Here is an 18,622-nt window from a genome sequence, read left to right on the forward strand (position 1 = left end):
ACCTGAAATCGATAGAGGCATTATTTCTCTGGGGTTAGGATGCCTTTCGAAATGCCTGAAAATACTTCCTTAACGGAAGAGAAACAGACGGGTCGCGCCAAGAGCAACGTTGCGCCTCAAGCGTCCAAACCTTTCATTGTAGGGGTTGGCGCCTCGGCCGGCGGGCTGGAGGCGTTGGAACGTTTCTTCAGCTCCCTCCCCCCCAGCACCGGCATGTCTTTCGTGGTCATCCAGCATCTGTCGCCGGACCATAAAAGCATGATGGTCGATCTGCTGGCCAAGCGGACCAATATGGTGGTGACGCAGGCCGAGCATGGGCTTCGGGTGGCGACCGACACCATTTACGTCATTCCCCCCGGTAAATTGATCACCATCGATCATGGCGTGCTGTATCTGTCGGCCAAGACGACGGCGGGCGTCACCCTGCCCATCGACATTTTTCTGACTTCGCTGGCCAAGGATCAAGGATCGCAGGCCATCGGCATCATCTTGTCGGGCACGGGCAGCGACGGCACCAGGGGCATTCGCGCCATTCACGAACAGGGCGGCATGGTGGTGGTGCAAGACCCGCTGACCGCCAGATTCGACGGCATGCCACGCTCGGCCATCGAAACCGGCATCGTCGACGACGTGATGATGCCCGAGCGCATCTTCGAGCGCTTGCAGTCCTATGTGCGCTTGGCCAACACGACGACGGACAGTTCAAGCCTGGAAGCCGAAGGCGACGCGCCGACGGCCGGCCTAACGCGCATCCTTAATCTATTGAACGCGCAGACCGGCACCGATTTCACCCACTATAAGAAAACCACGCTGATCCGGCGCATCGAACGGCGCATGCATCTCAATCAGGTATCCAGCCACGAGGATTACGCCACCCTTCTCTCGGCCAACAAGTTGGAAGCCGAGAATCTGAAGCGCGAGCTTCTGATCAGCGTCACCAATTTCTTTCGCGACACCGACGCCTTCGCCGACCTGAACAAGCATGTCATCGCCGAGTTGGTGCGCAAGGCGGAAGACAACGGCACTATCCGCGCCTGGGTTTGCGGCTGCGCCACCGGCGAAGAGGCCTATTCGGTCGCCATTCTCTTCTGCGAAGAGATGGAGCGCCAGGAAAAGACGGTGGAAATCAAGATTTTCGCCACCGACATCGATCGCAACGCGCTGGAAGTGGCGGGCGGCGGCACCTATCCGGAAAGCATCGTCTCTGAAGTTGACGAACAGCGGCGCGGCAAGTTTTTCACCAAAAACGTCTCGTCCTACAAGATCAAGCCCGATGTCCGGCGCATGGTCGTCTTCGCGCCCCACAATGTGATCAAGGACCCGCCCTTCACCAAGCTGGACTTGGTGTGCTGCCGCAATCTGCTGATCTACTTTGAAGCCAATCTGCAGCAGGCGGTGCTGTCACGCTTCCAGTTCGCCCTCAGGCAAGGCGCATTTTTATTCCTGGGGTCCAGCGAAACGCTGGGGCCGCAATCGGTGGATTTCGAGGCGATCAGCGCCAAACACCGCGTCTATCGTCTGCTGCATGGACGCTCGCTGCCGCTAACCGAGGTCAGAAACGAGAATGTGCGCAGCCCAGAATCGGTTCGCACCTATGCGCAGCCCGCCGCAGACTCGAACCGCCGCGAGGGGATGAAGGCGGTCGAGGAAGGAACGCGCCAGCTTCTAACCAGCTACTGCCCGCCGTCGTTGCTGGTCGATGACAGGCAGGAAATCGTCCATAATTACGGTGGCGTCGAACGCTATTTGCGCATACCGGCGGGCGAAGCGACATTGGACGTTTGCCGCCATCTGCCGACGTCGATCGGAACGCTGGTCGCCGCCACCTTGCACCGCGTCTTTCGCGAGTGGAAGGAAATCTGCATTCAGCAGGTCGATCTGGAGCGCGATTCCCCCGCTGAGGATGGCCGCAAGGAATTAGTGCAACTGCGCTTCCGTCCGCTTTCCTTGCCAAAGGGCGGCCAGCGCTTCGTGATGATTCACTTCATCGCCTCCCAGGGATCCGACGTTCCTGTTTCGACGACCTCGATCGACATCAGCGTCGAAACCGTCGAGCGCATCAAACTCCTGGAAGCCGAACTGCAGTCTTCGCGCGAGAACCAGCAGGCGGTGATCGAAGAGCTTGAAACCACCAACGAGGAATTGCAGGCCACCAACGAGGAACTGCTGGCGTCGAACGAGGAGTTGCAAAGCACCAACGAAGAACTGCAATCGGTCAATGAAGAGCTTTACACCGTCAATTCCGAGTTGAAGGAAAAGGTCGACGAACTGACCAACCTCAACAACGACCTTGACAACTTCATGCGCACGACCAAGATCGGCACGATCTTCATTGACGCCAAGGGCACGTTGCGCCGCTTCACCCCCGCCTCGGCCGAGTTCGTCAATCTGATGGACCGCGACATCGGACGCCCCTTCTCAGACATTTCGACCAATATCGACTACCCTGATTTCGACACCGACATCGCAAATGTCATCCGCACCGGCGCGGAGATCGAGAAGCACATCGTCCGCCAGAACGGCAAGGCCATTCATGTGCGCGTTTTACCCTACGCCACGGAAACAGGCGCCATCGGCGGGGCCGTCGTGACCTTTGTCGACACCACCGATCTGACACAGGCACGCCTGCGCGTTCAGTCCTATATCGACTCGCTGCCGCATCACATCGCAGCCCTCGACAAGGGCGGAACGATCATAGCCGTCAATGCAGCCTGGAAGCGCTTCGGCGAAGAATGCGGCATGGACAAGAATTACGATTGGGTCGGCAAGAGCTATCTGGAATCCTGCGTTCCGGCGGGCGGGCCGATGGTGACCGACCACACCGACGGCGCCAGGGCCGTGGGCGGCCTCAGGTCGGTTCTTGAGCGCAAGGCCAGGCATTTCTCATTGGAATACATCAACCGCGCGTCGGGATCGAAGCGCTGGTTCCAGATGAATGTCTCGCCCCTGCTGCCCGACGAGGGCGGCGTCATCGTCACGCATCACGAAATCACCAACCGCGTGATGAACGAGGCGCGCCTCAAGCTCTCGGGAAAGATCATCGAGAATTCCAGCGAAGCCATCGTCATCACCGACGCCGACGAGAAGATTCTTTACGTCAACAACGCCTTCACCAACATCACCGGCTATACCGAGGAAGACATTATCGGCAAATCGCCGCGCATTCTGTCTTCCGGCAGGCATGACAAGGCCTTTTACGCCAAGATGTGGAATGCGCTTTTGTCGCAGGGCCGTTGGTCGGGAGAATGCTGGAACAAGAAAAAGAACGGCGAGGTCTATCCCGAATTGGTGTCGATCAACGCGATCCGCGACGACAAGGGTTCCGTCATCAATTACGTTTCCTTCTTCTCGGACATTACTGGCTTAAAGCAGACCGAACGCCTTTTGCGCCAGAAGAACGCCGATTTGCAGCAATTCGCCCATGTCGCTTCGCATGATCTGCAAGAGCCATTGCGTATGGTGACCAGCTTCTTGCAGCTTCTAAAGAAGCGTCATGACGGCGACCTGTCGAAAGAAGCGCAGGAATACATCTCGTTTGCCGTTGACGGCGCATTGCGCATGAACACTTTGGTGCGCGATCTGCTGGAATTCTCGCGCGTCGATTCCAGGCAAGAAACGCCCGCCTTGCTCGATATCTCGAAAGTCGTAAGCGACAGCCTCAAGAATTTGGAGATGGCCATTCAAGAATCGGGAGCCAAAATTGCGCTGCCCGAGCAATTTCCAAGACTGCAAGGCGATGAGCATCTGCTGGTCAGCCTGTTCCAGAACTTGTTCTCGAACGCACTTAAATACCGCCATCCCGACCGTCCCTGCGAAATCCGCCTTGAGGTTCGCAGCGAACAAGGCATGGCCAGATTCTCGGTCATCGACAATGGGATCGGCATCGAGCCTGACTATTTCGAGAAGATCTTCCTGATTTTCCAGCGCCTGCATACCAGAGAGGAATACCCCGGCACCGGCATCGGCCTGGCGCTTTGCAGGCGCATCGTCGAGCGCCATGGCGGCCTGATCTGGGTGGAAAGCAAGCACGGCCAGGGCAGCACGTTCCACTTCACCCTGCCCCTGTTCATCATGGCTGCCGCGTAACTGTTACAGGCGGCAAAAGGCAGACTCTTTGCCGCTTGGACGCGGGCGAGGCCCGCGCGCCGTTGCTGCGGGAGCCAAGGGGTGCGGAGCATCCCGCCCGGCGCTTGAGGCTTGCGCTTATCGGCTACGATGAGCGCAACCAGCTATTAAGGACAGGCGGTTAGTTCCACCGTCGGCGCATCGGGCGCCAGCTCGCTCATCGCGTGGCATTCACCAAACCAACACAGGCGATAATCCGTGGCGTAGTAGGATTGGGTCAAGATCAGCCTGTCCAGGGGGGGGATCTTGGGCCGCCAGCGCCAGAAGCCGTTTTTGAGCACGGCGTCCTCGCCCGGTTCCATGCCGGCACCCGAGCCTTGGATTCTGGCCTCGACAAGAACCAGACGCCCCTTTGCCGCTTGCCAGTCTTCTTCCCAGGTCACTTTCTCGACCGAATGCGTCCAGGCCAGCGTGTAAAGAACCCCAGCCAGCAGACAGACATTCATGCCGCTACCTGCATCCGCCTGGATTTCCAGGCATGGTACCCCACGAACAAGGCTGACGCCGCGAAACCCAATTCATCGGTAATCGGGATCGCCGCCACCAGCAGGAAGGCCGCCCCGGTGGCCCAGACTCTTTCCGCCAGATTGAGCGGCAGGAACAAAAATCCGATCGAGGCCGCCCCCCACAGGAAGATGGCGATCAGGGCCTTCGCCACTATGTAGCTGGCGCCGATCCAGGTCCAGTCGCCCTGCAACATCAAGGAATTGTCGTAGACGGCCATGTAGGGAATGACGAAACCGGCAATTGCGATGCGCACCGCCCACAGGCCGGTTTTCATGAAGCTGGACTTGGCGATGGTGGCGGCGGCAAAGGCGGCCAGGGCCACGGGCGGCGTCAGATCGGCCATGATGCCGAAATAGAAGACGAACATGTGCGAGACGATCAATGGCACGCCCATCTTAAGCAGGGTGGGCGCCACCAGCGAACTGGTGATGATGTAGTTGGGAATGGTGGGAATGCCCATGCCCAGAATCAGACAGGCCACCATGGTCAGAACCAGGGTCAGGAACAGGCTGCCGCCCGACAGCGCCACTACGCCCTGGGTAAAGGCGCCGGCGGCACCGGTCAGCGTCATGGTGCCGATGATCACGCCGACCAGCGCGCAAGCCACGCCGACCGGCACGGCGGACCTAGCGCCCTCGGCCAAGGCGTTCAAGCATAAGGAAAGCGTTTCTCGCCCGCCTTTCAGAAGGAAATTCCCGGCGATCAAAGCGGCCAGCAGGCCCGCCATGACGTCGATTCCATATTCGAAGAAGGCGGAAGCGCCCAGTCCCAGGGCGATCCAGAAGGCGAACTGAAAGACCCGCGATCCGAAATGGCGAGCCAGCGGCACGCCCAGGATCAAGAGCGCCGTCATCGCCAGACCCACGGTGCCCGAATACATCGGCGTATAGCCGCTCAGCAGCAGAAAGACCAAAACGGCCAGCGGCAGGATCAGGAACCAGTCGCGCTTCAGGGCAGCCAGCGCGCTGGGGCAATCTTCCTTGGCAAGGCCCAGCAGCTTGGCTCTTCCTGCTTCCAGATGCACCATCCAGAAGGCGGTGACGTAGTATAAAACGGCGGGAATGACGGCGGCCTTGACGACCTCGATATAGGGAATGTCCAGCGTCTCAGCCATGATGAAGGCCACCGCCCCCATCACCGGCGGCATGATCTGCCCGCCCATGCTGGACGTGGCTTCGACCGCGCCCGCGAATTCGGCGCGGTAGCCGAATTTTTTCATCAAAGGGATGGTGAACTGGCCGGTGGTGACGACGTTGGCGACCCCCGAGCCGTTGATGGTGCCCATCAGGCAAGAAGAAATCACCGACACTTTGGCAGGCCCGCCCTTGGTGTGGCCCACGGTTCCCAGGGCCATGTCGGTGAACAGGCGGATCATGCCCGCCTGTTCCAGGAAACTTCCGAACAGGATGAACAGAAAAATATAGGTCGCAGACACGTAGGCGGGCGTGCCAAACACGCCTTCGGTGCCTAGCATGTACTGATTGACGACTTGGTCGAGGCCATAGCCCCGGTGATTGAAGGGCGCCGGAAAATACTGGCCCAACAGGGCGTAGGTGGCGAAGGCCAGACAGATCAGCGGCAGGGCCAACCCCATCATGCGCCTGGCCCCCTCGAACACCAAGACCAGCATGCAGATGCCGAAGGCCAGATCGGCCAAGCTGGGATCGCCGGAACGCTGAATCAGATCGCCTTCGAATATCCAGTGATAGAAGGACAGCGAAAAGGCCAGGATGCCAAGCAGCCAGTCGGACAGATTGCGCAGCAGACTGTGCCGGTGCATGGCGGCATTGATGGCGAACACCATCAGCAGCAGGAACCCCACATGCACCGACCTTAGAACCTGGGTCGACAGCGGCGAATAGGCCGCGGTGAACAACTGAAAGGACGAGAAGGCCACGCCGATCCAGAAAATCTGTTTGCTGGTTATGCCATGCCCAAAAGCGTCGCCCTTGGCTTCGATCTCGCCTTGCTTGCTCATCCCCGCGTCACCCCTATGACAAAGAAGAAACGGCCCGAAGTTTGACTTCGGGCCGCCGATGAGAGTGGATTTGGCCTATTTAATCAGGCCCTTTTCACGGTAATATTTCTCGGCGCCGGGATGCAAGGGCACCGGCATGGCCTTGGCCGCGTTCTCAAGGGTAATGTCCTTGCCCGCCGAATGAGCGGCTTTCAGATCGGGCAGATTCTCGAAGATGGCCTTGGTCATCTTATAGACCGTGTCGTCCGAAACGCCCTGATGCGTGACCAGGAAGTTGTTGATCGCCACCGTGGGAATCGGCTTGTCCTGGCCCAGATAGGTGCCCGCCGGAATGGACGCCGGAACATAGGCCGCGTCGCCGGTCTTGGCCACCGTGGCGGCGGGAATCTCCACGATATGGATGGCGATGGTGCTGGCCAGATCGCGGATCGAGGCGACGCCCAGCCCCGCCGATTGCAGCGTGGCGTCAAGCTGGCGGTTCTTCATCAATTCAACCGACTCGCCGAAGGGAAGATACTGCACCTTCATGTCGTCGTAGCTAAGGCCCGCCGCCTTGAACACCGCCCTGGCGTTCAACTCGGTCCCCGACTTCGGTGCGCCCACCGACACCCGCTTGCCCTTAAGATCGGCCAGCGTCTTGATGCCCGATTCTTGTGAAGAAACGATCTGGATGTAATTGGGATAGATGCCGGCCACGCCGCGCAGCTTCTTCAGCGGAGCCTTGAAGCCCGCATCCTCGACGCCAACCCAGGCGTTGGACAGGGAATCGCCCAACGTGAAGGCCAATTCGCCGCGCCCGGCCTCCAGAAGATTGAGATTCTCGACCGAGGCCTTGGTCGCCTGCACGGTCACTTTGGCGTTGGGCATCGCTTTCCCGAACAGGTTCGACATGGCGTTGCCCATCGGATAATAGACGCCGCTGGTGCCGCCGGTAAGGACGTTGACGAACTGCTGGGCCTGGGCGGTCCCGCTCATCGCCACCAAGGCGGCGACGAGAAAAGCAATCTTGCGCATGACGTTTCTCCTGGCTGGTGTTATTTGATCCAAGGATAGCTTATAGCTTGGATCACTTCCAAGCGAAGACAAGGGCAAAGTCAATGCGGATGCGTCATTTTCTTGTTTTGGCATCTTTCGTCATGATGGGGGGCTGCGCCCTTTCCCCGCCAGAGCAACAAACCATCTGGCTGGTCGGTGAAAAGCGCTATATCTCCGAATCCGATGCCTTGGAACGCATGGCCGCCGCTCCACTGCTGCTGCTGGGCGAAAGCCACGACAACCAGGAACATCACCGCCTTCAAGCCCATGTCGTGAAAAAACTGGCTGACAGGGGCCAGACGCGCGCGCTGGCCTTCGAGATGATCGAACGCGACCGGCAACCCGTCATTGATGCGCATCTGGCCAAGCAGATCGTTATACCAAGTTGCGTTAATCGTGACCGATTAACGCAAGCCTCAGGCGCCGGGCGCGTTCCTCCGGAACGCTTGGCTCCCGCGCCTATGGGCGCGCGCGAGCCTTGCTCGCGTCCAAGCGGCGATGAGTCAAAAGTTCCGCCACTTGGCATTACGGCGGAAAGTTTGGGGCAAGCGTTGGACTGGGACAAAAGCGGCTGGCCCGATTTCGCCCTCTATGCCCCTGTTTTTCAGGCTGGTCTGGATGGCGGCTGGCCGATCCGCGCCGCCAATCTGCCAAAATCGCTGTACAAGGCCGTCGGAAAAGCCGGAGGGCTGGACGCGCCGCAAGAAGCGCGGCTGGGGCTGGATCGCCCCTTGCCCCCAGAAATCGCCGCTGGCCTAAGGCAGAATTTGATCGACAGCCATTGCGGTCTGCTTCCCGAAACCGCCCTGCCCGCCATGATGCGCCTGCAAACCGCCTGGGATGGGGCAATGGCCCTGACCATGACGGAAAGCCTGCAAAAGGATGGCGTCGTGTTGATCGCGGGGTCGGAACATGCGCGCCTGGACCGCGCCGTCCCCTTACATCTGGCCCGCCTGCTGCCTGAGGTGAAACGGCTGGCCGTGGCCTTCAAGGAACAGACCGATCCGCCCACGCCGCCCGAAAGCGAAGACTGGCCTTTTGATCTGATTTGGTTCACGCCGCCCACGCCGACAGTGGACCATTGCGCCCAATTGAAAGAGCGGATGAAAAAGAAGAAAGGAGGCTGACTACCGGTCGGAAAACAGCTTGCCGCCGGTCGCCCAGTCTTCGCGCTCGTATTCCTCGAACAGCACGGTCACGGTTTCAGGCGCCAGATCGATCGTCTCGGCGACTGCCTCGGTCACCTTGGCCGCCAAAAGGCGCTTGGACTCGACGCTGCGCCCCTTGAACAACTGGATGGTGACGATTGGCATGAAGACTTCAGTTGCTGCAGCGCGTGGGCGCCGACGTATGGCCGTTGATGGTGCTGGCGGCGAAGCTGGGAAGTTCGTTGCCCCTCAGCCCCTGAACCGATGCGAAGGTGGCGGCCACGCTTTCGCAGAAATCCGGGGTATTGATGCTGACCGTCGAGGCGTCGTTGGCCAATTGCGTGATGAACCGGTCGAAACTTTTCTGCGGCGTCGGCGAAGTGCGCTTGAAATGCGCCATCAGCACCTTGGCGCTATCGGAAATCTGCGGCCCGAAGGAGCGCACGAAGCTGTTGTAACTGGCGGCATGCTGGGGCATATGCGAACATTTCAGGGCGGCGACCATCAACTGGGTCTGCAATTGGCGGACCTGTGTCGCGCTGACCACCTCCGGCGCCGAACAATTGGCCTTGGCCGCCTCCGTCACCGTCAAGCCGCCAACCAATACCGCCGCCGCCAGAATGAGCTTCATTGGGCTTGTTTCCTTGAGCCAGATGGTGAATCGAATCGCCGCATTCTACCCGCTTGTCGGCTTGAAAATCAACGTCCGGTTAAACGCTTATTTTTTAACGGGATTCGCTGGACGGGCGGGCGGCATCCACTTATGAACGCTGACCGGCCTGCCGGTATGCGAGCGCATGACCTTGGGTCTGAGCACCTGTCCGATGGGCGGCGCGCCACCGGGAGCTGCCTGTTCATGCTTCTTGGCGCCGTAGAATTCCTGCATGGCGTCCAAAAGGATGGGCGTGCCCACGCCGTTGGCCAGGGCATCGGTAAATGGCTGGTGCCCTCTGATTTGGCGAGACAGGTAATCCGAGGAATGCTGGCCAAAGCGCCGCCAGATGCTGTCTAGGAAATCGCTGGCCGCCCCGGTCATGGGTTTGGTTTCGAAGTAAGGGCGCCCAGGCTCGAAGGCCCGGTAGACATCGGGGGCCACCGGCCCGGTTTCGAAGGCCACGAACAAGGTGGGCATGAAATAGCGGCCATGGTTGGCCACGGCGAAATAGGCCTGGGAAAGATACAAAAGCCTATGCATCTTCTGGGGTTGCAGATATTCGCCATCGTTGAGCGCCCGGTCGATGAACCAAGCGGCAACGTCGAGCGATGAATCAACGGCGCAGGTTTGCATTCTAATTCTTACCTTAACTTTGCCTTATTCCGAAGCCATCATGGGGTTCGTCCGGTAAAGGTTTGGTGAATCGTTCCAATGGATGCAAGGCGCAAGCGATTCTTGTCGATAACAGCCCTGGCGCTGACCGCCGGGCTGCTGGCCGCCGTTTTCGCCCTGCCCACGATCCTAGCCGCTTTTTTGCCCGAAGTCCTGCGTCAGGCCGGTTTCAAGGATGTATCGCTGACGGTTCTCCATTTAAGTTGGGACCGGCTGGAGCTTGAGGCGGTTTCCTTGGATCAGGCGGTTTCGGCCAAGCGCCTGACCATCACCTTCTCCCCTTTCGGCTTGACCGGTTTGGAGGCGAAGAACCTGAACCTGAAGGCCAAGACCGACGGCAAAAGCCTGCGCTTGGGGCATCTTGTTCTGCCTTTTGCAGGCAACGCCCAGGGCGACGACTTCAATCTGCCGCACATCAAACTGGATCAGGCGCGCTTCGACCTGGATACGCAAATGGGTCCGGTGCGGGGCATTCTGAATTCGGAACATGAAGGCGCCGCCACGCGCCTGCGCCTGGAATTGTCCAGCGGAGCGAAGCCGGCCTTGTTCCAACCCCTGATTCTAACTGGCCTGCTGACCGCTGAAGGACCGGAACTCAGTTTCGTGGGAAGGCTTAACGATCCGATGCACCGGCTGGTGATCGGCATCAAGGGCCATCAGAATCAGCAAACAGCGGCGGGCGAAGCCAAAATCGACCTGAAGCGGATCGAATTCGACCAAAGCGGCCTGCAGCCGCACGACCTGTTCCCGATCCTGGAACCTTTCCTGAAAGACGTGTCAGGCCCCTTCGAGGGGCAAGCGCAACTGGCTTGGCAGAATGGAAAAGTGACCAGCCAAGCCAATCTGCACAGTCATGGCCTGTCCTTCGAAAGCCAGGGAGCCGCAGTGCGCAACCTGATGGGCACGCTTAGCCTGAACCGCCTTTGGCCGTTGCGCACGCCAGCGCCGCAAAGTTTCAGCTTTGGCATGTTGTCTGCCGGAGCGCCCCTGGGTTCCGGCGCCGTCGCCTTTTCGCTGGAAGACGACGGATCGATCTTCTTCAAACGGGCGGTGCTCAATCTGGCGGACGGCAAGTTAAGGCTGGACCCGGTGCGGATCGATCCCGACCTGAACGGCACGCTCAATTTCCAGGCCAGCAACGTCCATCTATCCAGCTTGGCCCCCTTGTTTCAGATCGAGGGCATCGCGCTGGACGGCATCGTCGATGGCGTCATTCCCGTCCATCTGACAAGGGACGGCATGAAAATCATCGGGGCGAAACTGAGCGCAAGGGACAAGGGTTTCGTGCGCTATCGCCCCGCCAACGCGCCCGCCACATTGCAAGACAGTCAGGAAGGGGTTAGCCTGATGATGGCGGCGCTCAAGGATTTCCGCTACGACAGCCTCGCCCTGGGTCTTGACGGCCAAGCCGGGGGTGAAACGACCGTCACCTTTCAGATCAAGGGGCGCAATCCGGGACTGCACAACGGCGTTCCCTTCGAACTCAATTTCCGCCTTTCCGGTCCCCTGGACCGCTTGGCCAAACAGGCTTACGGCATTATCTCGCTACCCGAACAAATCGAGGCCGCCCTTGCTGAAACCAATCGTTAAACCGCTGCTGGCAAGCCTTCTGCTGCTGGCGGCCTGCACACCCACGGTGAAGATCGAAGCGCCCGACAAGCCGATCGTCATCAATCTCAATGTCAAAATCGAGCAGGAAGTGCGCGTGCGCGTCGAACGCGACGTTGATAAGCTGCTTGTGGACAAGAAGGATCTGTTCGAATGATGGGACGACATCTGCTACTTCTATCGTTGCTGCTGTTCGCCGCCCCTGTCCTGGCGGGTCCATTGGAAGACGCCAAGCGCCAAGGCCAAGTCGGCGAGCGCGCCGACGGCTATCTGGGCGCACCGCCGGGAACCAGCGGCCACGGGGCGCTGATCAACGACATCAACGTCAAGCGCCGTCAGGCTTATGGAGACATCGCCAGCCGCAACGGCACCAATTCGGACGCGGTGGGCGTTTTGACCGGCCAGCGCCTGATCGAACAATCGCCTTCCGGCACTTGGGTCATGGACGCCAATGGCACTTGGCGCAGGAAGTAACCCCGACCTCGACGCGCTTAAGGCGGCCGCCCGCTGGCAAGCGGACGGCATGGGCGTGGCCCTTTCCATCGTCATGAAAACCTGGGGATCGTCGCCCAGGCCGGTGGGCAGCCTGCTGGCCGCCAACGATCTGGGACAATTCGCAGGATCGGTTTCGGGGGGCTGCGTCGAGGGAGCCGTGCTGCTGGACGCCAAGAAGGCCATCATGCTGGGCAAACCCGTGCGCCAGACCTTTGGCGTCAGCGACGAGGAAGCCTGGGCGGCCAGCCTTGCCTGCGGCGGACAGATGGAAGTACTGACCGTCCGCCCGCCCCCTTTGGCTCCCCTTCTTGACGCCAAGCGCCAGCGCATCCCCGCCGCCTTGGCAGTCCGCATGCAAGACGGCGTTTCAACCATCGTCACGAATTCCGATGCAAGCGATGATGGAAGACTGGTGCTGTCCATGCTGGCCCGCAACGAAACGGGGATGAGCGAAGACGACAGGCTGTTCGTTCTAAGCCTGCCGCCCCAGCCGCGCATTCTGATCGTCGGCGCCACCCATATCGGGCAAATCCTGGCCGAGATGGCCGTGCTGGCCGGTTTCGATGTCGCCGTCATCGATCCCCGCCACGCCTTCAACGACCCATCCCGCTTTCCCGGTCTGCGCCATTCCAAGGAAGAACCGGCCAAGGCCCTGACCCAATTGGGTCTGGACGGCTCGAGCGCCCTTGTCACCCTGACCCACCAATCCAGGATCGACGACGAAGCGCTGGCCTTTGCCTTGAACAGCCCTTGCTTTTATATTGGCGCCCTGGGCGGCAAGAAGACGCATGCGGCCCGCCTGACGCGCCTGGGACAAGGCGAAGACCGCATTCACGGCCCCATCGGCCTGGATATCGGCGCCGTAACGGCCAGCGAAATCGCTGTCGCCATTCTGGCCCAGATCGTTCAGTCCTGGCGCCAACGGGGCAAGGACGCATGATTTTTTCGGAATTCGATCTCGATCAGGCGGAAGGCATTCTGCTGGCCCATTCCTTGCGCATCGAAGGGCGCAAGCTGGCCAAGGGCAAGAAGCTGTCGCCAGACGATCTGGCGCTGATGGCCCGGGGTGGACTTCGCAAAGTGACCGGAGCGCGCCTTGAAGAGGGCGACGTCGGCGAACATGAAGCTGCCTTCGAACTGGCCGACCGGCTGATGGGGGTCAATCTGGAATGCGGCCCGGCGCTGACGGGACGCTGCAATCTGATCGCCCAACAGGCCGGATTGGCAGTCATCGACGCCGAGAAGCTGGCCCGCCTGAACCGGGTCGATGAAGCGGTGACGGTCGCCACCCTGTCGCCCTTTGAAGTGGTCGAGGCGGGACAGATCGTCGCCACGGTCAAGATCATTCCCTTCGCCGTCCCTAGGACCGTGCTGGATACCTGCCTAGCCGTCGGCGGCCCTTCGATCGTGCGCGTCCTTCCCTTCCTGCCCCTGCGTGTCGGCGTCATCGCCAGCCTGTTGCCGGGCCTGCCCGACAGCGTCGTGCGTTCGACCTTCGAGGTCACGCGCCTGCGCGTCGAATCATTGGGCGGCAAAATTACCGATGAAATTCAGGTTCCGCACGAAGTGGGGGCCTTGTCGCGCGCCATCAAGAAAATGGCCGAACAGAATCTCGATCTCATGCTGATCTCGGGCGCCTCGGCCACCTTGGACCGGCGCGACGTGGTGCCCGAGGCGTTGACGCATGCGGGCGGCGTGATCGATCATTTCGGCATGCCGGTCGATCCGGGCAATCTGATGCTGATCGGGCGCTTGGGGAAATTGCCGGTCATCGACATGCCGGGCTGCGGCCGCTCGGCGCGCCTGAATGGGCTTGATCTGGTTCTCAGGCGCTTGTTCGCTGGCCTGCCGGTCAGCGGCGACGACATGATGCGGCTTGGCGCCGGAGGCTTGCTGAAGGATATCGGATGCCGCCCCATGCCCAGGCGCGCCGAAGACACCTTCGCGGCTGCGCCCAGAAAAGCGCGCGTGGCGGCCATCGTGCTGGCTGCGGGGCGTTCAGTGCGCATGAAGGGATCGAACAAGCTGCTGGCCAAGCTGAACGGCCAGCCGATGATCCGCCTGGTTGCGCAAGCCGCCCTGGAGTCCATGGCGCAACATGTCATCGTGGTCACCGGCCATCAGGAAGACGAGGTGCGCGAAGCCTTGAGCGGGCTTGGCGTGTCGCTGGTCTCGAACCCGCGCTTTGCGGAAGGGCTGTCAGGGTCGTTGAAGGCGGGGCTGCACGCCTTGCCGCAGGATGTCGATGCGGCGCTGATCTTGCTGGGCGACATGCCGATGATCGCAGCCACGCAGATCGACCGGCTGATCGGCGCCTTCGATCCCGATGAAGGGCGCTCGATCATCGTTCCCACCTTGAAAGGCAAGCGCGGAAATCCCGTTTTGTGGGCCAAGCGCTTTTTCGGTCCCATGTTGGCCATCGAGGGCGACGTGGGGGCGCGCCATCTGATCGGCGAGAACATGAATCAGGTCTTCGAGGTCGAGATGGACGACGAGTCCGTGCTTACCGATATCGACAAGCCGGAAGACTTGCGCGCCGTATCAGAATAGCCTGTCACGAATAGCGGTAGTTGGCCTCAGGCCCGCCTTCGATATTGCGTTTGGCCGATTCGTAAGTGCCAGCCCCCTTACCCGCCGCATGGGGGCCAAGGCCGCGCGCCAAGGAATTGTTCGACTGGGCAGTCGCTTCGGAACGTTCCTGGGCGAAGAAGGCCATCGGAACCAAACCCTGACTGCCGAAACTGGGGATCTGCGCCTGTCTGGTCTGTTGCTGTTGGGCGGCAAGCCGGTGCTGAACGCCCAATCCCTCGAAACCGTCCGGGGTCGAAGCATCGGCCCTGGTTCCGGTAAGTTGTGCGCCGCTAAGTTCGCTGATCTGAGAGGATTGGGAAAAGGCCGCGTCGCGCACGACGCCGGAAGCACGGGCCGTTGTCATTGGCCCGTAACCGATGCTCGCCGTCCCTCTGACGGTGTTGACCGCCATTTTCCGCGTCCTACAAATTAAAACCGTAGGGTCATTATAGTCAGATTATAGGATTTTTACAAGGAAATGTCGAAACCGGTCAACTTTCGACATGCGCTGCGTTAATTTCTCTCAAATATCCGCTTAATAAAAGTCAAAGCGACTTCTTTGCCCCCTTGATCGAAGACTCCCATATGCCCACCCTGGGCGAAGAACCGTCCTTCGGCCTTGGGTCCGGCGGCGGCCAGCAGGGTTTGTCCATGCGAAACCGGCACCGTCCGATCATCGGAACAGTGCAGAATCAGCAGCGGAACCGTGATCTTGCCGATGCGCGCCAGACTGTCGAAACGATCCTTCACCAACCAGCGGGCGGGCAGATAGGGATAATGGTGCTGGGCCGTCTCGGCGACCGAGATGAAGGGGGCCTCGAGGACCAGCCCGGCCAACTGGTTTTCCACCGCCAACAAGGTGGCGACGCCGGACCCCAAGGATTCCCCATGCAAGACGACCCGCGACAAGGGAACGCCCTTCTCGGCCAGAAAGGCCAGGGCGGCCCGTCCATCGGCGTAAAGCCCTTCTTCGCTGGGCGAACCAGCGCTTTTGCCGTAACCCCGCCAATCGATCGCCAGAACGCCCAGACCGGCGCCAAGATAAGCGGCCAGCTTGTCTTCCAACATTCCCAGATTGCCCGCATTGCCGTGCAGATAGACGATGACGCCCGCATTGCCCTGGGCGGGAGCGAACCAGCCGTTCAAGCGCACGCCATCAGCCGCTTGCAGCCAAATCTCGGCCATGCCCCGCAAAGGCGCGGGAGAGGATCTGTCCGGATGGTAAAGCAGACGACGCTGGAAAACATACATCCCTACAAGAAGGGTTAAGTATCCCAGCGCCGCCGCAGTCAGAAACGTCAGCAGGAACGAACGCAAGATCAGGCCACCTGCGGCAATTCGCTTAAAGCCCTGTCAAGCTCTTGTTCGTCATAGGGCTGATCGACCAGCTTGCCCGCGAAATAATCGGTGTAGGCCTGCATGTCGAAATGGCCATGGCCGGACAGGCCGAACAGAATGACCGGCGAGGTGCCCGCTTCCTTGGCCTTAAGCGCATGATGGATGGCGCTTTTGACGGCATGGTTGCTTTCGGGTGCCGGCACGATTCCTTCCGCCCTGGCAAAGGCGACGCCAGCTGCGAAACAATCGGTCTGATGCCAAGCCTCGGCCTCGATCAAGCCCAACTGCTTCAGATGGCTGACCATGGGCGCCATGCCGTGATAGCGCAACCCCCCGGCATGGAAGCCGGGCGGAATGAAGGTCGAACCCAGCGTATGCATCTTGACCAGGGGTGTCAGATGGGCCGTATCGCCGAAATCATAGGCGTAATGGCCCCGCGTCAGCGTGGGACAGGCCGCCGGTTCCACGGCGATCACGCGCGGCTTCTTGCCACCGTGCAAGGACCGGCCAATGAACGGGAAGGCCAGACCGGCGAAGTTCGATCCGCCGCCGGCGCAACCGATCACGAAATCGGGATAGTCGTCGGCCATGTCCAATTGAGCAAGCGCCTCAAGGCCGATTATCGTCTGATGGGTCAACACATGGTTAAGCACGCTGCCCAGCGCATATTTTGTATCGTCGCGCTTGGCCGCCACCTCGACGGCTTCCGAAATAGCGATGCCCAGGCTGCCCGTGCTGTCGGGATGCGCCTTCAAGATGGCGCGTCCGGCCTCGGTTTCCTCGCTGGGGCTGGCGACGCAGCGTGCCCCATAGGTTTCCATCAAAGCCCGGCGATAAGGCTTTTGCTGATAGCTGACCTTGACCATGAAGACTTCAACCGTCAGGCCAAACAGCGAACCTGCGAAGGCCAGGGAACTGCCCCACTGCCCTGCCCCGGTTTCGGTGGACAGGCGCTTGATCCCCGCCTGGCTGTTGTAGAAGGCCTGGGGCACGGCGGTATTGGGCTTGTGGCTGCCCGACGGGCTGACGCCCTCGTATTTGTAATAGATGCGGGCCGTAGTGCCCAAGACCTGCTCCAGCCTGCGCGCCCGATACAGGGGGGCCGGACGCCATTGGCGATAGACGTCGCGCACCGGCTTGGGAATTTCGATTTCCCGCTCCTCGCTGACTTCCTGAAGGATGATGTCCATCGGAAACAACGGCTCGAGATCGCTTGGCCCGATCGGCTGGCCGGTGCCAGGATGCAGGGGTGGTGGCAGGGGAACCGGCAGGTCGGCGGCAATATTGTACCAGTGGGTGGGGATTTTGCTTTCGTCGAGCTGGTATTTGACGGTCCCGGTCATGGTGCGCTCCGGATGGGGGGTTTGTTGGCGCAAGGTTAGCAGAGGTCTAAGAGAAGGCAAAGCAGCAGCTTGGCACGCCGTCCGCTTTCAACTACCCTGGCGGCAACCAAAAACCGCGCACCACAAGGACAAATCCATGCCCTATAAAAGGCTTACGCTTAGTCACAATCTGATCGAGGAACAGCGCCGCCTGGGAGGCTCGGGCGCTTTTACCGCGCTCATGACCGACATCATCACCGCCTGCAAGATGGTCTCGCGCGAGGTCAACCGGGGCGCGCTGCTCGGTAATCTGGGAGTGGCGGGCAGCGAGAACGTGCAGGGCGAAGAGCAGAAAAAACTGGATGTGTTGGCCAACGACATTTTCCTGCATATGAATTCGCTGGGCGGAAACTATGCCGCCATGGCGTCAGAAGAGTTGGAGGACGTCTTTTCGGTGACCGGGCAGGCCGATGGCCGCTATCTGCTGCTGTTCGATCCCCTGGACGGCTCGTCCAACATCGACATCAACGTCTCGGTGGGGTCGATCTTCTCGATCCTGCGCCTGCCCGAGGGCGCCAAACCCGGCGCGGCTGAAACTTTTCTTCAACCGGGCGTCAAACAAGTGGCCGCCGGATACGCGCTTTATGGCCCCTCGACCATGCTGGTGCTGACCACCGGCAACGGCGTGCACGGCTATACGCTGGACCGCGGCGTCGGCATGTTCTTTCTGACCCACCCCAACATGACGGTGCCCGAAGACACCAAGGAATTCGCCATCAACGCCTCGCGCCAGCGCTTCTGGGAACCGCCGATCAAACGCTATGTCGATGAATGTCTGGCGGGCAAGGACGGTCCCAGGGGCAAGAATTTCAACATGCGCTGGGTGGCTTCGATGGTGGCCGAGGTGCATCGCATTCTGGTGCGCGGCGGCGTGTTCATGTATCCGATGGATGCCGAAAACGCCAAAACCGGCGGCAAGCTGCGCCTGATGTACGAAGCCAATCCCATGTCCTTCATCATCGAGCAAGCGGGCGGCATGGCCAGCACGGGACAAAGCCGCATCATGGAACTGCAGCCCACCGGCCTGCATCAGCGCGTGCCGGTGATCCTGGGATCGAAGAACGAGGTCCAACGCATCGTCGATTATCACAAGGGATAAGCGAAACCG

Annotated in this window: 17 protein-coding genes; 8 read left to right on the top strand and 9 right to left on the bottom strand. The window is 60.3% G+C overall.

The genetic code is table 11. The features are described 5' to 3' along the window. Positions 1-51: 51 nt before the first annotated feature. The gene (locus HQL44_03805) at positions 52-4,086 is read left to right on the top strand and encodes a PAS domain S-box protein (protein MBF0267697.1); all 4,035 of its coding nucleotides are present in this window, start codon (positions 52-54) and stop codon (positions 4,084-4,086) included. A 146-nt stretch (positions 4,087-4,232) separates the two neighbouring features. On the opposite strand, the gene HQL44_03810 is transcribed toward HQL44_03805, so the two are convergent. From HQL44_03810 to HQL44_03820, 3 genes are all read right to left on the bottom strand, one after another. Then, a complete protein-coding gene (locus tag HQL44_03810) occupies positions 4,233-4,571 on the bottom strand; it encodes a DUF1850 domain-containing protein (protein ID MBF0267698.1) in 339 nt (112 codons plus the stop codon). Continuing rightward, positions 4,568-6,610, bottom strand: coding sequence for a TRAP transporter permease (locus tag HQL44_03815; protein ID MBF0267699.1), 2,043 nt, complete (start codon positions 6,608-6,610; stop codon positions 4,568-4,570). Before HQL44_03815 ends, HQL44_03810 begins: the two co-directional genes overlap by 4 nt. A gap of 75 nt (positions 6,611-6,685) precedes the next feature. Then, a complete protein-coding gene (locus HQL44_03820) occupies positions 6,686-7,624 on the bottom strand; it encodes a TAXI family TRAP transporter solute-binding subunit (protein MBF0267700.1) in 939 nt (312 codons plus the stop codon). Positions 7,625-7,713: 89 nt separating this feature from the next. Here HQL44_03820 and HQL44_03825 point away from each other — a divergent pair, with 89 nt between their 5' ends. Next, complete coding sequence (locus HQL44_03825) at positions 7,714-8,772, top strand: ChaN family lipoprotein (protein ID MBF0267701.1); 1,059 nt, start codon at positions 7,714-7,716, stop codon at positions 8,770-8,772. Here the strand turns inward: HQL44_03825 and HQL44_03830 are convergent, their stop codons facing one another. The 3 genes from HQL44_03830 to HQL44_03840 all read right to left on the bottom strand — a co-directional run bounded on the left by HQL44_03830 (position 8,773) and on the right by HQL44_03840 (position 10,081). Continuing rightward, a complete protein-coding gene (locus HQL44_03830; GenBank protein MBF0267702.1) occupies positions 8,773-8,958 on the bottom strand; it encodes a 2-hydroxymuconate tautomerase family protein in 186 nt (61 codons plus the stop codon). Positions 8,959-8,965: 7 nt separating this feature from the next. Then, a complete protein-coding gene (locus tag HQL44_03835; GenBank protein ID MBF0267703.1) occupies positions 8,966-9,424 on the bottom strand; it encodes a hypothetical protein in 459 nt (152 codons plus the stop codon). 87 nt (positions 9,425-9,511) lie between these two features. Continuing rightward, a complete protein-coding gene (locus tag HQL44_03840; protein ID MBF0267704.1) occupies positions 9,512-10,081 on the bottom strand; it encodes a hypothetical protein in 570 nt (189 codons plus the stop codon). A 102-nt stretch (positions 10,082-10,183) separates the two neighbouring features. Between HQL44_03840 and HQL44_03845 the strand changes: the two genes are divergently transcribed. From HQL44_03845 to HQL44_03865, 5 genes are read left to right on the top strand one after another with little or no spacing between them, the layout of a single operon-like run. Continuing rightward, positions 10,184-11,710, top strand: coding sequence for a YdbH domain-containing protein (locus HQL44_03845; protein MBF0267705.1), 1,527 nt, complete (start codon positions 10,184-10,186; stop codon positions 11,708-11,710). Further along, the gene (locus tag HQL44_03850) at positions 11,703-11,885 is read left to right on the top strand and encodes a YnbE family lipoprotein (protein ID MBF0267706.1); all 183 of its coding nucleotides are present in this window, start codon (positions 11,703-11,705) and stop codon (positions 11,883-11,885) included. The genes HQL44_03845 and HQL44_03850 overlap by 8 nt, the downstream gene beginning before the upstream one ends. Continuing rightward, positions 11,885-12,202: a YdbL family protein gene (locus tag HQL44_03855; protein MBF0267707.1), complete on the top strand. Its 318-nt coding sequence runs from the start codon at positions 11,885-11,887 to the stop codon at positions 12,200-12,202. Before HQL44_03850 ends, HQL44_03855 begins: the two co-directional genes overlap by 1 nt. Next, positions 12,180-13,163 (top strand): XdhC family protein, encoded by a 984-nt coding sequence (locus tag HQL44_03860; protein ID MBF0267708.1) that lies wholly within the window; start codon positions 12,180-12,182, stop codon positions 13,161-13,163. Before HQL44_03855 ends, HQL44_03860 begins: the two co-directional genes overlap by 23 nt. Further along, the gene (locus HQL44_03865) at positions 13,160-14,773 is read left to right on the top strand and encodes a molybdopterin-binding/glycosyltransferase family 2 protein (GenBank protein MBF0267709.1); all 1,614 of its coding nucleotides are present in this window, start codon (positions 13,160-13,162) and stop codon (positions 14,771-14,773) included. Before HQL44_03860 ends, HQL44_03865 begins: the two co-directional genes overlap by 4 nt. 4 nt (positions 14,774-14,777) lie before the next feature. On the opposite strand, the gene HQL44_03870 is transcribed toward HQL44_03865, so the two are convergent. The 3 genes from HQL44_03870 to HQL44_03880 form a co-directional block, all read right to left on the bottom strand. Further along, on the bottom strand, positions 14,778-15,158 hold the full coding sequence (locus tag HQL44_03870) for a hypothetical protein (GenBank protein MBF0267710.1): 381 nt from the start codon (positions 15,156-15,158) through the stop codon (positions 14,778-14,780). 149 nt (positions 15,159-15,307) lie between these two features. After that, complete coding sequence (locus tag HQL44_03875) at positions 15,308-16,111, bottom strand: alpha/beta hydrolase (GenBank protein ID MBF0267711.1); 804 nt, start codon at positions 16,109-16,111, stop codon at positions 15,308-15,310. A 2-nt stretch (positions 16,112-16,113) separates the two neighbouring features. Next, positions 16,114-17,475, bottom strand: a complete 1,362-nt coding sequence (locus tag HQL44_03880) for a TrpB-like pyridoxal phosphate-dependent enzyme (GenBank protein ID MBF0267712.1) — start codon at positions 17,473-17,475, stop codon at positions 16,114-16,116. Between the two features lie 136 nt (positions 17,476-17,611). Here HQL44_03880 and HQL44_03885 point away from each other — a divergent pair, with 136 nt between their 5' ends. Continuing rightward, the gene (locus HQL44_03885; GenBank protein ID MBF0267713.1) at positions 17,612-18,613 is read left to right on the top strand and encodes a class 1 fructose-bisphosphatase; all 1,002 of its coding nucleotides are present in this window, start codon (positions 17,612-17,614) and stop codon (positions 18,611-18,613) included. The last annotated feature ends 9 nt before the right edge of the window (positions 18,614-18,622 follow it).

It is taken from the genome of Alphaproteobacteria bacterium, assembly GCA_015231795.1.
In the GTDB taxonomy this organism is placed as follows: domain Bacteria; phylum Pseudomonadota; class Alphaproteobacteria; order Rhodospirillales; family WMHbin7; genus WMHbin7.

Excerpts from the sequence above, each read along its gene's own strand:
- HQL44_03825 (MBF0267701.1), top strand. The coding sequence starts at position 7,714 with ATGCGTCATTTTCTTGTTTTGGCATCTTTCGTCATGATGGGGGGCTGC.
- HQL44_03860 (MBF0267708.1), top strand. The coding sequence starts at position 12,180 with ATGGCACTTGGCGCAGGAAGTAACCCCGACCTCGACGCGCTTAAGGCG.
- HQL44_03855 (MBF0267707.1), top strand. The coding sequence starts at position 11,885 with ATGGGACGACATCTGCTACTTCTATCGTTGCTGCTGTTCGCCGCCCCT.
- HQL44_03870 (MBF0267710.1), bottom strand. The coding sequence starts at position 15,158 with ATGACAACGGCCCGTGCTTCCGGCGTCGTGCGCGACGCGGCCTTTTCC.
- HQL44_03865 (MBF0267709.1), top strand. The coding sequence starts at position 13,160 with ATGATTTTTTCGGAATTCGATCTCGATCAGGCGGAAGGCATTCTGCTG.
- HQL44_03815 (MBF0267699.1), bottom strand. The coding sequence starts at position 6,610 with ATGAGCAAGCAAGGCGAGATCGAAGCCAAGGGCGACGCTTTTGGGCAT.
- HQL44_03830 (MBF0267702.1), bottom strand. The coding sequence starts at position 8,958 with ATGCCAATCGTCACCATCCAGTTGTTCAAGGGGCGCAGCGTCGAGTCC.
- HQL44_03805 (MBF0267697.1), top strand. The coding sequence starts at position 52 with ATGCCTGAAAATACTTCCTTAACGGAAGAGAAACAGACGGGTCGCGCC.
- HQL44_03820 (MBF0267700.1), bottom strand. The coding sequence starts at position 7,624 with ATGCGCAAGATTGCTTTTCTCGTCGCCGCCTTGGTGGCGATGAGCGGG.
- HQL44_03885 (MBF0267713.1), top strand. The coding sequence starts at position 17,612 with ATGCCCTATAAAAGGCTTACGCTTAGTCACAATCTGATCGAGGAACAG.
- HQL44_03810 (MBF0267698.1), bottom strand. The coding sequence starts at position 4,571 with ATGAATGTCTGTCTGCTGGCTGGGGTTCTTTACACGCTGGCCTGGACG.
- HQL44_03840 (MBF0267704.1), bottom strand. The coding sequence starts at position 10,081 with ATGCAAACCTGCGCCGTTGATTCATCGCTCGACGTTGCCGCTTGGTTC.
- HQL44_03835 (MBF0267703.1), bottom strand. The coding sequence starts at position 9,424 with ATGAAGCTCATTCTGGCGGCGGCGGTATTGGTTGGCGGCTTGACGGTG.
- HQL44_03880 (MBF0267712.1), bottom strand. The coding sequence starts at position 17,475 with ATGACCGGGACCGTCAAATACCAGCTCGACGAAAGCAAAATCCCCACC.